Origin of the sequence: Streptomyces sp. NRRL F-5135 (genome assembly GCF_000719775.1) — a bacterium.
Classification (GTDB): Bacteria; Actinomycetota; Actinomycetes; order Streptomycetales; family Streptomycetaceae; genus Streptomyces; species Streptomyces hebeiensis.
Genome location: NZ_JOHR01000010.1, coordinates 204,389 through 217,246, shown reverse-complemented (window position 1 = coordinate 217,246; position 12,858 = coordinate 204,389). Strand labels below are relative to the sequence as shown.

At 73.1% G+C, this 12,858-nt stretch carries 6 protein-coding genes and 1 pseudogene; 3 read left to right on the top strand and 4 right to left on the bottom strand.

Features of this window, described 5'->3' with window-relative positions; translation table 11 throughout:
• Positions 1-3: 3 nt before the first annotated feature.
• The 3 genes and pseudogenes from IG02_RS0119860 to IG02_RS0119850 form a co-directional block, all read right to left on the bottom strand.
• Positions 4-1,854 carry an acetolactate synthase large subunit gene (locus IG02_RS0119860; protein WP_030749609.1) on the bottom strand — a complete coding sequence of 617 codons (1,851 nt, stop codon included), beginning with the start codon at positions 1,852-1,854 and terminating at the stop codon, positions 4-6.
• 498 nt (positions 1,855-2,352) lie between these two features.
• Positions 2,353-5,217, bottom strand: a pseudogene (locus IG02_RS0119855) (putative bifunctional diguanylate cyclase/phosphodiesterase); the annotation flags it as partial.
• A gap of 564 nt (positions 5,218-5,781) precedes the next feature.
• Positions 5,782-6,750 carry a 2-hydroxyacid dehydrogenase gene (locus IG02_RS0119850; protein ID WP_037803589.1) on the bottom strand — a complete coding sequence of 323 codons (969 nt, stop codon included), beginning with the start codon at positions 6,748-6,750 and terminating at the stop codon, positions 5,782-5,784.
• A gap of 73 nt (positions 6,751-6,823) precedes the next feature.
• Here IG02_RS0119850 and IG02_RS0119845 point away from each other — a divergent pair, with 73 nt between their 5' ends.
• From IG02_RS0119845 to IG02_RS0119835, 3 genes are all read left to right on the top strand, one after another.
• A complete protein-coding gene (locus tag IG02_RS0119845) occupies positions 6,824-7,828 on the top strand; it encodes an aldo/keto reductase (RefSeq protein WP_030749599.1) in 1,005 nt (334 codons plus the stop codon).
• 230 nt (positions 7,829-8,058) lie between these two features.
• On the top strand, positions 8,059-9,243 hold the full coding sequence (locus IG02_RS0119840; protein ID WP_199814047.1) for a PQQ-dependent sugar dehydrogenase: 1,185 nt from the start codon (positions 8,059-8,061) through the stop codon (positions 9,241-9,243).
• A 48-nt stretch (positions 9,244-9,291) separates the two neighbouring features.
• Positions 9,292-9,576, top strand: a complete 285-nt coding sequence (locus IG02_RS0119835; protein ID WP_030749594.1) for a DUF6191 domain-containing protein — start codon at positions 9,292-9,294, stop codon at positions 9,574-9,576.
• Between the two features lie 146 nt (positions 9,577-9,722).
• Here IG02_RS0119835 and IG02_RS0119830 read toward each other — a convergent pair whose 3' ends face one another.
• Positions 9,723-12,791, bottom strand: a complete 3,069-nt coding sequence (locus IG02_RS0119830) for a helix-turn-helix transcriptional regulator (protein ID WP_199814046.1) — start codon at positions 12,789-12,791, stop codon at positions 9,723-9,725.
• Positions 12,792-12,858: the final 67 nt, after the last annotated feature.

Genomic DNA, 12,858 nt, shown 5'->3' with positions numbered 1-12,858 from the left:
GGCTCAGTCGTCTTCGCTGTCGCCGAAGTCGGGGCGGACGCCCCGTGCGGCCATCACCGTGTCGTTGGAGGTGCCGGCGGCGACCATCGGCCACACCTGGGCGTCCTCGTGCACGATGAAGTCGACCACGACGGGGCGGTCGTTGATGGCGTTGGCCTTGGCGATCACCGCGTCCAGCTCGTCCGGGGACTCGCAGCGCATGGCGACACAGCCCATGGCCTCGGCGAGCTTGACGAAGTCGGGGACACGGGTGCCGTTGCCCGCCGCGCCGGCCTGCTCCTGGCCGGCGTGCAGCACCGTGTTGGAGTAGCGCTGGTTGTAGAACAGGGTCTGCCACTGGCGGACCATCCCGAGCGCGCCGTTGTTGATGATCGCGACCTTGATCGGGATGTTGTTGAGCGCGCAGGTGGTCAGTTCCTGGTTGGTCATCTGGAAGCAGCCGTCGCCGTCGATCGCCCAGACGGTACGGTCCGGCTGCCCGGCCTTGGCCCCCATGGCGGCGGGGACGGCGTACCCCATGGTCCCGGCGCCGCCCGAGTTCAGCCAGGTGGCGGGCTTGTCGTAGGTGATGAAGTGCGCCGCCCACATCTGGTGCTGGCCGACGCCCGCCGCGAAGACGGTGCCCTCCGGGGCCAGCTCACCGATGCGCTGGATGACGTGCTGGGGGGCGAGGCTGCCGTCCGCCGGCTGGTCGTAGCCGAGCGGGTAGGTCTCGCGCCACCGGTTGAGGTCCTTCCACCAGGCGGTGTAGTCGCCCACGTGGCCGTCGGTGTGCTCGGCCTGCACGGCCTGGACGAGGTCGGCGAGCACCTCGCGGGCGTCGCCGACGATCGGCACGTCGGCGGCACGGTTCTTGCCGATCTCCGCCGGGTCGATGTCGGCGTGGACGATCTTCGCGTACGGCGCGAAGCTGTCCAGCTTGCCGGTGACGCGGTCGTCGAACCGGGCGCCCAGGGCGACGATCAGGTCGGCCTTCTGGAGCGCGGTGACGGCCGTGACCGAGCCGTGCATGCCGGGCATGCCCACGTGCAGCGGATGGCTGTCGGGGAACGCGCCCAGCGCCATCAGCGTGGTGGTGACCGGCGCCCCGGTCAGCTCCGCGAGCACCTTCAGCTCGGCGGTGGCCCCGGCCTTGAGGACGCCGCCGCCGACGTAGAGGACCGGCCGCCGGGACTGGGTGATCAGCTTGGCGGCCTCGCGGATCTGCTTGGCGTGCGGCTTGGTCACCGGCCGGTAGCCGGGCAGGTCCTGGGCGGGCGGCCAGGAGAAGGTCGTACGGGCCTGGAGGATGTCCTTGGGGATGTCGACCAGGACGGGCCCCGGGCGGCCGGTGGAGGCGATGTGGAAGGCCTCCGCGATGGTCCGCGGGATGTCCTTGGCGTCGGTGACCAGGAAGTTGTGCTTCGTGATCGGCATGGTGATGCCGCAGATGTCCGCCTCCTGGAAGGCGTCCGTGCCGATCGCCGCGCTCGCCACCTGGCCGGTGATCGCGACCAGGGGCACGGAGTCCATGTTCGCGTCGGCGATCGGGGTGACCAGGTTGGTGGCGCCGGGGCCCGAGGTGGCCATGCAGACCCCGACCTTGCCGGTGGCCTGGGCGTAACCGGTGGCCGCGTGGCCCGCGCCCTGCTCGTGCCGGACGAGGACGTGGCGCACCCGGGTGGAGTCCATCATCGGGTCGTAGGCGGGGAGGATGGCGCCCCCTGGGATGCCGAATACCGTGTCGGCCCCCACTTCCTCGAGCGAACGGATGAGGGACTGCGCACCCGTGACGTGCTCGACGGGCGCGGTGGACGATCCGCCGGTGCGGGGCCGCGGCTGCGGATGGTGGGCCCCGGTGGCCTGCTCGGTCATCGGCATTCTCTTCTCGAAGCTGAGTTTTGCGAGGGTTTGGGCGGTGCTGGTGCAACAAAAAACCCCTCGTGCCAAGTGGCAAGCGAGGGGAGCGCGTCGGTACGGTCCACAGAGCGGGCATGGGCTCTGCTTCAGCCGACGCGCTGTCCAAGTACGAGAATTTCGGTGCGCATGGGACTGACCATCCTCCCGGCGCACCCCGCATGTCAAGTGGGTGGGACGGGGGTCTCACTATGTGAGCGGGTCGGCGGCGGGCGGGAAGTCGGCGGGCACGTAGGACAGGTCGGCGACGCCGCTCCGGGCGGGGCGCCCGGGCAGGGCCCCGCCGCCGCCCCGGGGGGAGCCGGTCGCGCTCGCCGTGAGGACGGGCAGGGCCCGTTCCCCGGGAACTCCGCCACGGCCCCCGCCGTGGCCCGTGCCCGGGGCTCCGTGCGCGCCGCCGTGCACGGAGGCGTGGGCGCCGCCGTGCAGACTTCCGGCCAGCCCCCCGTGGACGCCGTGGAGGCCCGTGTGGACGCCCGCTGATCCGCCGCCTGAGCGCGCGCCCGCCGGCAGCGCCGGCGGCGTCCCCGCCCGGCCCGGCGCCGTCGACGTGGGCAGTGGATACGAGCCGCGCACCAGGGCACGGCGCAGCCGGTACTCGTCGAGCGGCCCGGCGAACGCCATTCCCTGGCCGTGCGTGCAGCCCATGGCGCGCAGGGCCAGGACCTGTTCGGGATGGTCCACCCCCTCGGCGACGGACTGCATGCCGAGGTCGCCGGCGATCCGCAGCAGTCCGGCGGTGATCTTGTGCAGCCTGGCGGACTCCACGACGCCCTCCACCAGGCAGCGGTCGAGCTTCACCACGTCCACGGGGAGCCGGCGCAGCGCGTTGATCGACGCGTGGCCGCTGCCGAAGCCGTCGAGCGCGATCCGTACGCCGAGCCGGCGCAGCGCGACGAGGCGGTGCTCCAGCTCGTCCAGGGAGCCGCGTGCGTCGCCGTCGGCCAGCTCGATCGTCAGGGCCCCCGGCGGCAGGCCATGGCGGGCCAGCACCCCTTCTACGGGGCCGACGGCTCCGAGGGAGCCGACGGAGCCGAGGGGCGGGGAGGCGGCGAGCAGTCCACGGGCCGGGAGCCGCACGGTCACGGGCACGTGATGGCCGCTCCTGGACCGCTCGGCGGCCTGGGCGACGGCTTCCTCCAGCAGCCGGCGGCCGAGTCCGGCGGCGCGCTCACCCTCGTCGGCCCCGCGGCCGGAGCCGCGCAGGAGCTCCGCCGGGGTGAGCGGCAGGCCCGGCGCGGAGCGGCGGCGGGCCTGGGCGGAGACAGCGGTGATCCGGCCGGTGGACAGCTGGACCACCGGCTGGTGGAGCAGCGCGAACTCGCCGTCGCGCGGCGCCGTGCGCGCCCGGGCCGCCCGTTCGGTCCGCCGGACGGCGTCGGCCTGCATCTGCATCTGGGGCGCGTACATCTCGACCCGGTTCTTGCCGCCCGCCTTGGCGCGGTACATGGCGAGGTCGGCGTTGCGCATCAGGGTGGCGGGGCTGGTGCCGGGCTCGGCGAAGGCGACGCCGATGGAGGCGGCCACCCGGACGTCGTGGCCGTCGATGCGGTACGGCTGGGAGAGCCTGAGCCGCAGCCGGTCGGCGATCTCGTGGACCTGGTGCTCGCGGGCCTCGCGGTCCGAGCCTCCGTCGCCGAGGACGATCGCCGCGAACTCGTCACCGCCGAGCCGGGCGGCGGTGTCCCCGGCGCGGACCGACTCCTGGAGCCGCTGGGCGGCCAGGATCAGCAGTTCGTCCCCGACCTGGTGGCCGAGGCGGTCGTTGACGGCCTTGAAGCCGTCGAGGTCGATGAAGAGCACCGCGGTGCCCGGGTCGGTCGTACGGCGCCCGGAGAGCGCCTGGCGGACCCGCTCGGTGAACAGGGCGCGGTTGGGCAGGTCGGTCAGCGGGTCGTGCTCGGCGTTGTGCTGGAGCTGCGCCTGGAGCCTGACCCGTTCGGTGACGTCCCGGCTGTTGAAGATCAGGCCGCCCTGGTGGCGGTTGACCGTGGACTCCACGTTCAGCCAGTCGCCCGTGCCGGACCTGAACCGGCATTCGATGCGGGTGGTGGGCTCCTCGGAAGGGGGCGCGGCGAGGAAGCGCCGCACCTCGCGGACGACCCTGCCGAGGTCGTCGGGGTGGATGATCGAGGCCAGTTCGGCGCCGACGAGGTCCTCGGCCTCCCGCCCGTAGACGCCAGAGGCGGCGGGGCTGACATAGCGGAGTATGCCGGAGGGCGCGGCGATCATGATGACGTCGCTGGAGCCCTGGACCAGGGACCGGAAGTGGTTCTCCTTCTGGGCCAGTTCATGGGTGAGCGCGATGTTGTCGACGAGCATGATGCCCTGCCGGACGACCAGGGCGAGCACGACCGTGCAGCCGGTGAGGACGACCACGCGGTCGACCCGGCGGCCCTCGATGACGTTGTAGAGGATCCCGAGCGTGCACACGGCGGCGGCCAGGTACGGCGTGATCGCCGCGAGCGAGCCGACGAGCGGTCGGCCCGGGGGACGGTTCTGGCGCACGGCGGGAACGCTCTCGGGGAGACGGCGCACGCCCCAGGGCGCGTACGCGAGGAGCAGCGAGCCCGCGAACCAGCCCGCGTCCAGCAGCTGTCCCGAGCGGTAGCTGTCGCGCAGCAGCGGTGAGGTGAACAGGGCGTCGCACAGCACGGTCAGGGCGAGCGCGGCGATCGCCGTGTTCACCGCCGAACGGCTGCCCGTACCGCGCCGGAAGTGCAGCGCCAGCACCATGCTGACCAGCACGATGTCCAGCAGTGGGTAGGCGAGCGCGAGCGCGGACTGCGTGACGCTCTCCCCCTCGAACCGGGTGGTGCGCGCGAGGGCCAGGCTCCAGGAGAGCGTCAGCAGCGAACCGCCGATCAGCCAGGAGTCCAGCGCGAGACAGACCCAGCCGGCCCGGCTGACCGGGCGCTTGGCGAGGACCAGCAGGCCCACGATGGCGGGCGGGGCGAAGCAGAGGAAGAAGAGGTCGGCGAGGGAGAAGGTGGGCACGGGGCGGCCGAGCACGACCTCGTACCACCCCCACACCGCGTTCCCGGCCGAGGCCATGGCCGAGGAGAACGAGAACAGCAGCCAGGCGGGCCGACAGGGGCGGCCGTGGCCCCGTCCGTAGAAGTAGCAGGAGACGGCGGCGATCGCGGCGGCGAGACTGAGCCCGAAGTCGCCCATGAACAGTGCCAGTTCGGTCGACCCCCAGCCGAGCGCCGCGCCCGCCGCGTAGCCTCCGCAGATCAGCGCGAGGAGGAGCTGGGCCGGCAGGCCCGTACCCCCGCCGGCGAACGGACGCCTGCCCGCCAGCAGGCCGTCCGCGCTCACCGGACCGCTCCGCTGCCGGTCCCTGTCACCGCCGCCGGGCCCCGCCTGCGCGCCGGGGTGTCCGGAGGCCGGCGTCGGCGTACCTGCCGCGTCGGATCGTTCGTCCATTGGCCGTGCATCGCCCGTCGCCCCCCTCGGATTCTGATCTTTCCGCCGCGCCGCCCCACACGTGGCGCAGCCCCCAGATCGGGACGATACACCAGACTCGTCACTCAGGGACATAGTTCTTCTACTCTCCGTGACCGTCGGCGGCGACGCCGCGCCCGTATCCGGACGACTGCGGAGCGTGTCCGCCGGTGGGTCTTGGGCCACCCTCCCGTGAATCACCGCCGACACCTTCCGCAGACGCCTTCCGCGGGCGCTTTCCGAAGACACCTTCCGCGGACGCCTTCCGCTGGCGCGTTCCCCAGCCGCGAGGGCGCCCTGGTGGCGCCACCGGCTCCCGGCTACGGCGTACGACCGGCCCGGCTACGGCGTACGACCGGCTCCGGGCGCCCGCCGCGCGCCCGTCCGGCGTCTGCTTCGTACGTATCCCGCTCCGTACGGGTCCGTGCTGCTCCGCGTCTACTCCCCCGCTCCTGCCGGGCGAGTACCCCCTTCGGTCGTGAGTACGACATTGTCCAGCTCTTCCCCGGCGGCGAACCGGGTGAGCTGACGGGCCAGCAGCCGCTTGGCGCGCGGCAGGAAGGCCGAGGTCGATCCGCCGACGTGAGGGCTGATGAGGACACCCGGAGCATGCCAGAGCGGATGCCCCGCCGGCAGCGGTTCCGGGTCGGTGACATCCAGGGCTGCCGTGATCCTTCCCCTTTCCACCTCGGCGAGCAGGGCCTTGGTGTCCACGACGGCGCCGCGCGCGACGTTCACCAGCAGCGCCCCGTCCTTCATCCGGGCCAGGAAATCGGCTCCCGCCAGGCCCTTCGTCTCCGGGGTGAGCGGGGTGGAGAGGATGACGACATCGGCCTCGGGAAGCAGTTCGGGGAGATCGGCGAGCGCGTGCACCGGCCCGCGCTCGGTGGTACGGGCGGAGCGCGCGACGCGCACCACCCGCGCGCACTCGAAGGGCGCGAGCCGGTCCTCGATGGCGGCACCGATCGAGCCGTGGCCGACGATCAGGACGGACTTGTCGGCGAGCGCCGGATAGAAGCCGGAGCGCCACTCCTCCCGCTCCTGGCCCCGTACGAAACCGGGTATGCCGCGCAGGGAGGCCAGGACCAGGGCGAGGGCCAGCTCGGCCGTGCTGGCCTCGTGGACCCCCTTGGCGTTGCACAGCCGCACCCCGCCGGGCAGCCCGCCGAGCGCGGGCGCGACGTGGTCGGTCCCGGCGGAGAGGGTCTGGACGACGCGTACGGAGGTCATCCCGGCGAGCGGACGGACCGAGATCTTCGGCCCCTTCAGGTACGGGACGACGTAGAAGGCGCAGTCGGCCGGGTCCGCGGGGAAGTCGTCCTGTCCGTCCCAGTACCGGTAGTCGAGCCCCTCGGGGAGCCCCTCGATCTCGTCGGCGGGGTACGGCAGCCAGATGTCTGAAGTCATGGTCACGAGGCTATGCGAAGCGTTCGGGGCCGATGGGGTTAGCTTGTGGACGGCACGAGGAGGGGTACGGCAGTTGGAGCGGAGGACCATCGGTGCGGCGGCACTCGACGTGGGTGCGATCGGGCTCGGCTGCATGCCGATGCACTGGGCCTACACCAGCTCCGAGCAGCGCGGCGACCGCTCGCTCCGGACGGTCCACGCCGCACTCGACGCCGGCGTGACCCTGCTCGACACGGCCGACATGTACGGCCCGTTCACCAATGAGCTGCTGCTCGGCCGGGCCCTCGGCCGGCGGCGGAAGGACGCCTTCGTCGCCACCAAGTGCGGACTGCTGGTCGGTGACCAGCACGTCGTCGCCAACGGCAGACCCGGCTATGTGCGCCGGGCCTGCGACGCCTCGCTGCGCCGGCTCCAGACCGACGTGATCGACCTCTACCAGTTGCACCGCGCGGACCCGGAGATACCCGTCGAGGAGACGTGGGGCGCGATGGCGGAGCTGGTACGGGCGGGGAAGGTCCGGGCGCTGGGACTGTGCGCGCTGGGCGCACGCGGGGCGCGAACCCTCCGGCGCAAGCCCGGCGCCGATCCGCACGACGCGACGATCCGGCAGTTGGAGCGCGTGCAGCAGGTCTTCCCGGTGAGCGCGGTGGAGGCGGAGCTGTCGGTCTGGTCACCGGAGGCGACGGGGCGGCTGCTGCCCTGGTGCGAGGCGCGCGGGATCGGGTTCCTGGCGGCGATGCCGCTGGGCAGTGGCTTCCTGACCGGCACGCTGACCCCCGGGCAGGGCTTCGAGCCCGATGACGTACGGGCACGGCATCCGCGGTTCACGGCGGAGATCATGGCGGCGAACCAGCCGCTGGTGGCCGGGTTGCGCCGGATAGCGGACCGGCACCGCGCGACCCCGGCGCAGGTGGCGCTGGCCTGGGTGCTGAGCCGCGGGCGCCATGTGGTGCCGCTGCCGGGGACCAAACGCGAACAGTGGGCGGTGGAGAACGCGCGCGCCGCGGAACTGCGGCTGACGGCGCGAGATCTGGCCGAAATAGCCTCCCTCCCCCCGGCCCGGGACTCCTGGTACTGACCACTCCGGGTGACCGTTACCGGTCTCCTCGCTTCCGGATCCGGTGGAGGAATCGGGGAGGGTGTGGGGGAAGAGGGGAGAAGACGGCGCGGGGAAGACCATGAGGAGAACCGGGAAGCCGGGGAACGGGAGAACGGGGGAAATCAGCGTGAGGGAAGTGGCGAGGCCGGGAGAAATCAGCGGGGGAAGCGGGGAACGATGAGGAGACCCCGCCGGGGAATCGATCAGGAATGCCGCCGTCGAAGGGATCGAAGACCGTGCAACGCTCGAACGTGACCGCTGTACTGGCCGCCGCCGCGCTTCTCGTGGTCACGGGGTGCTCGTCCGACGACGGCACGGACCTGCCGGGCGGCGCGCGCGCCGCCTCCTCCCCCGCCGCCTCGGCCGCCGCGCCCTCGCCGAGCCCGTCCGCGCCGCCCGCCAAGGGATCGGCCACGGTACTGTCCACGGCCGCGGAGGGGCTGAACTCGCCCTGGGGGCTGGCCGAGCTGCCGGACGGCGGCCTGCTGGTCTCCTCCCGCGACGAGGGCACGATCACCCGGGTGGACCCCAGGACCGGGAAGAAGACCGTCGTCGGCTCGGTGCCCGGGGTGGCGGCGGCGGGCGAGGGCGGGCTGCTGGGGATCGCGCTGTCCCCCTCCTACGGCTCGGACCACCTGGTGTACGCGTACTTCACCACTGAGTCGGACAATCGCATCGCGCGCATGATCTACGACGAGAAGAAGCCGGCCGGGCAGCGGCTGGGCGCCCCGGACACGGTGCTGCGCGGCATCCCGAAGGGCATGATCCACAACGGCGGGCGCATCGCCTTCGGGCCCGACGGGATGCTGTACGCGGGCACGGGCGAAGCCGGGAACAAGGAACTCGCCCAGGACGAGAAGTCGCTGGGCGGCAAGATCCTTCGGATGACCCCGGACGGACAGCCCGTGCACGGCAACCCCCGGGCGGATTCGGTGGTCTATGCCCTGGGGCTCCGTGATGTGCAGGGGCTCGCCTGGGACTCCCGCAAACAGCTGTGGGCGTCGGAGTTCGGTCAGGACAAGTGGGACGAGCTGAATCTGATCGAGCCGGGCAGGAACTACGGCTGGCCGGAGGCGGAGGGCAGGAGTGACAAGCCGGGGTTCGTGAATCCGGTGGAGGAATGGCGGCCGAAGGACGCCTCGCCGAGTGGCCTGGCCTTCGCGGAGGGTTCCCTGTGGATGGCGGCGCTGCGCGGTGAACGGCTCTGGCGGATTCCGCTGGCGGGCCGGGAATCCGCCGCGGAGCCGCAGGCGTTCTTCACGGAGAAGTACGGCCGCCTGCGGACGGTGCTGCCGGCCGGCGGCGCCAAGGTGTGGCTCGTGACCAGCAACACGGACGGCCGGGGCACGCCGAAGCCGGGGGACGACAGGATCCTTCAGCTGGAGATCTCGTAGCGCCGCGCGCAGGGGCCGCGGCGACGCGCACGAAGAGGTGGGCTGTCTGTGTTCAACATGTTCGAGGAGCTTTTCTCACCGGGCCGCAAACACACCCATGACGAACGCAAGAGGCTGGAGCTGAGCCGGTACGACGTCAGCGACAACGACCCGGGGCGGGGGCCGATAGACCTCGCGTCGGGGAAGGTGACGATACGGGTGCCGGAGGAGCCGACGGAGCCCGCGGAGCCCGCGGAGCCCGCCCAGAACTCCGGAGGGCGGGCCGAGGAGTCCGGTGGGTGCGGCAGGGCCGCCGAGCCCGGGGAGGACGTCGGGCGGCCACGCGAGGACTGACCGCGCGCGGGCAGGGGCAGGACCGCGTCGGCGGGACCGAGGCCCCGCATCGGCCGCGGGCCGCCTCTGTGAGCCCGATGCCGACACTGCCTTCGCCTTCGCCTCGCCCTCGCCCTCGCCCTCGCCGCACGGTCCGGCTGATCGACCTAATCGGCGAAGAGGTTGAGCCGGTGCGACAGCGCCGCCGCTTCCGTGCGGCCCGAAACTTCCAGTTTGCCGAGGATGTTGGAGACGTGGACGCTCGCGGTCTTCGGCGAGATGTACAGCTCCTCGGCTATGCGGCGATTGCTGTGGCCCGCGGCGACCAGACGCAGCACGTCCCGTTCGCGCGGGGTCAGACCGAGCGAGGCCGCGGGATCGGCCCCGTCGGTCCCCGCGGCCCCACCCCCGCCGACCGTGCCCGGGCCCGTTCGGGCGCCCTTGGCCGTGCGCGCCCCGCCGGTCGTCGAGAGGCTGATCCTGGCCCGGCCGGCGAGCAGTTCGATGTCCTGCGTCAAGGGGCGCGCGCCGAGCCCGAGGGCCGTCGTACGGGCCCGTAGCAGCAGGCCCGTGGCCTCCGCGCGGTCCCCCTGGGTCTCCAGCAGGGCGTCGGCGAGGCGTCTGCGCGCCTGGGCCAGCTCGTAGGGGCGCGCGACCTCCTCGAAGGCGGTGACCGCCCGCGCCCACAGCTCCGGTGCCGGGCGGCCCTCCGCCCGGGCCAGCTCCGCCTCCAGCATCAGTCCGTACGCGCGCCAGACGGGCACCGGCGTGGGCAGCCGCTTGAGATGGGCCCGTACGGCCCGGAGCACGTCCGTCCGGCCGGCCTCCGCGCCCGGCAGCCCCCTCGTGTCGGCTTCGATCGAGGCCGCCGTGCAGAGGAACGGCAGCGCGTAGCGATGGGTGCCCAGCGGGAACCCGTGCGAGAGGGTCTGTTCGAACTCCGTCCGCGCCTGCTCCGGATTCCCCTTCCGGGCCGCCAGGACCATCGCCAGTCGCGCGGGGGTGATGAAGTGCTGGGGCTGGAAGTCGTGCCGGCCGAAGGAGCCGCGATTGAGCTCCACCTGGCGCCCGGCCTCCGCGTAGTCGCCCCGCGCGAGGGCCAGTTCGGCACGTCGGACGGCGACCAGGCCGCGCGCCTTGAGGGACTGGGCGATGCCCGCGGCCGCCTCCACGACGGCGTCCGCCTCGGCCCAGCGGCCGAGTGAGAACAAGGACTGGGCCTGGTTCGTGCGGATCCATGCCTCCGTGTCCGCGAGGCCGTACCGGTGGCTGAACTCGATGCCCTGTTCGGCGGTGGTCACCGCCTCCTCCGAGCGGCCCATGCTCTCCAGCGTGGAGGGCAGGTTGATGCTCGCCCGGCCCAGGACGCCGACGGCTCCCAGCTCGACGGCCCGGTCCCGCGCCGCGTACATCTCGGCGATGCCCCCGGTCAGGTCGCCCGCGTCGGCGGCGAGCCAGCCCCGGGTGAGGCGGGCGTGCAGCTCGGTGTGGGCCGCGCCGACCAGCCGGGCGTACTCCACCGCGCGGTCGGCGGCGGCCAGGCTGTCAGGGCCCGGCTGGTGCAGCGCGCCCCAGCTCGCCACGGAGGCGAGCACCTCCGCGTGCACGCCGGAGGGCTGGAGACCGCGCACCAGGTCCTCGGCGGTGGCCAGCTCCTGCCGGCCGTCGCCCCGCGTGAGGTCCTGCGTCAGCCGGGAGCGCTGGATCCAGAACCAGGCGGCGCGCAGCGCGTCGCCCTCCCCCTCCAGGCCGCGCACGGCCTTCTTGGCGATCGCCAGGGCCCGCTCGCGCTCGCCGCCGAGGCGAGCCGCGACCGTGGCCTCCGCCAACAGGTCCAGGTAGCTCAGCGGCGCCGCCTGCCGGCCGCCCCCGCAGGGCGGATAGACCTCGACGTCGTCCGGGGGCCGCAGGGTGCTCCGTACCTCCTGGGGCGTGTCGTCCCACAGCTCCATGGCCCGCTCCAGCAGCCTCAGCTGCTCCGAGTAGGCATAGCGACGGCGGGCCTCGACGGAGGCGCTCAGCACGGCGGGGAGGGCCTTGGCCGCGTCGTGCGCGTGGTACCAGTGACTGGCCAGTCGGGTGGTGCGCTCATCGGCCCGGACGAGCGAGGGATCGGCCTCCAGCACCTGCGCGTAGCGGCGGTTGAGCCGGGACCGTTCGCCGGGCAGCAGGTCGTCGCTGACCGCCTCCCGCACGAGGGAGTGGCGGAAGCGGTAGCCGTCGCCGTCCGCCGTGGGCAGCAGGATGTTGGCGTCGACGGCGGCCCTCAGCGCCTCGATGAGGTCGTCCTCCGTCAGCCGCCCGACGGCCAGCAGCAGCCGGTACTCGACGGTGGTGCCGCCCTCGGCGACGATCCTGGCGACCTGCTGGGTGTCCTCCGGCAGCGCCTCGACCCGGACGAGCAGCAGGTCGCGCAGGGACTCGCTGAGGCCGGGGCGACAGCCGGACCCGATGGAGCAGGCCAGCTCCTCCACGAAGAACGCGTTCCCGTCGGAGCGTTCGAAGATCTCGTCCAGCACGGCCGGGTCCGGGTCGGCCGCCAGGATGCCGGCGAGCTGGTGACGGACCTCGGCCCGGGTGAAGCGGGCCAGCTCGATGCGGCGGACGGAGCGCAGCCGGTCCAGCTCGGCGAGGAGCGGACGGAGCGGGTGGCGGCGGTGGATGTCGTCGGCGCGGTAGGTGCCGACGACGACGAGCCGGCCCCGGCGCAACGCCCGGAAGAGATAGGCCAGGAGATGGCGGGTGGACGCGTCCGCCCAGTGCAGGTCCTCCAGGACGAGCAGGATCGTGCGGTCCGCGGCGAGCCGCTCCAGCAGCCGGGCCGTCAGTTCGAAGAGCCGGGCCGTGCCGTCCTCGCCGAGCGCGCCCCGGTCCGCCTGCCCCAGCTCGGGCAGGATCCGGGCCAGTTCGTCCTCCTGGCCCTCGGCCGCGGCGGCCAGCTCGCCGGGCAACTGGCGGCGCAGGGAGCGCAGGGCGGTGGAGAAGGGCGCGAACGGCAGCCCGTCCGCGCCGATCTCGACACAGCCGCCGATCGCGACCACGGTCCCTTCCGCGCGGGCCGCCGCACACAGCTCCTCGAGGAGCCGGGTCTTGCCGACCCCGGCCTCGCCCCCGACGAGCAACGCCTGCGGCTCACCCTCGGCGGAACGGACGAGCGCATCACTGAGCGCGGTGAGCTCGCCGGTCCGACCGACGATTTGCCCGCGCGGCGGAGCCGCACATCGACACTGCCTCACAAACCTCCGCCCACGCGGCGGAGCCGCACATCGAGCACAGCCTCCCTTTCGACAGCGGCCGCGCCCC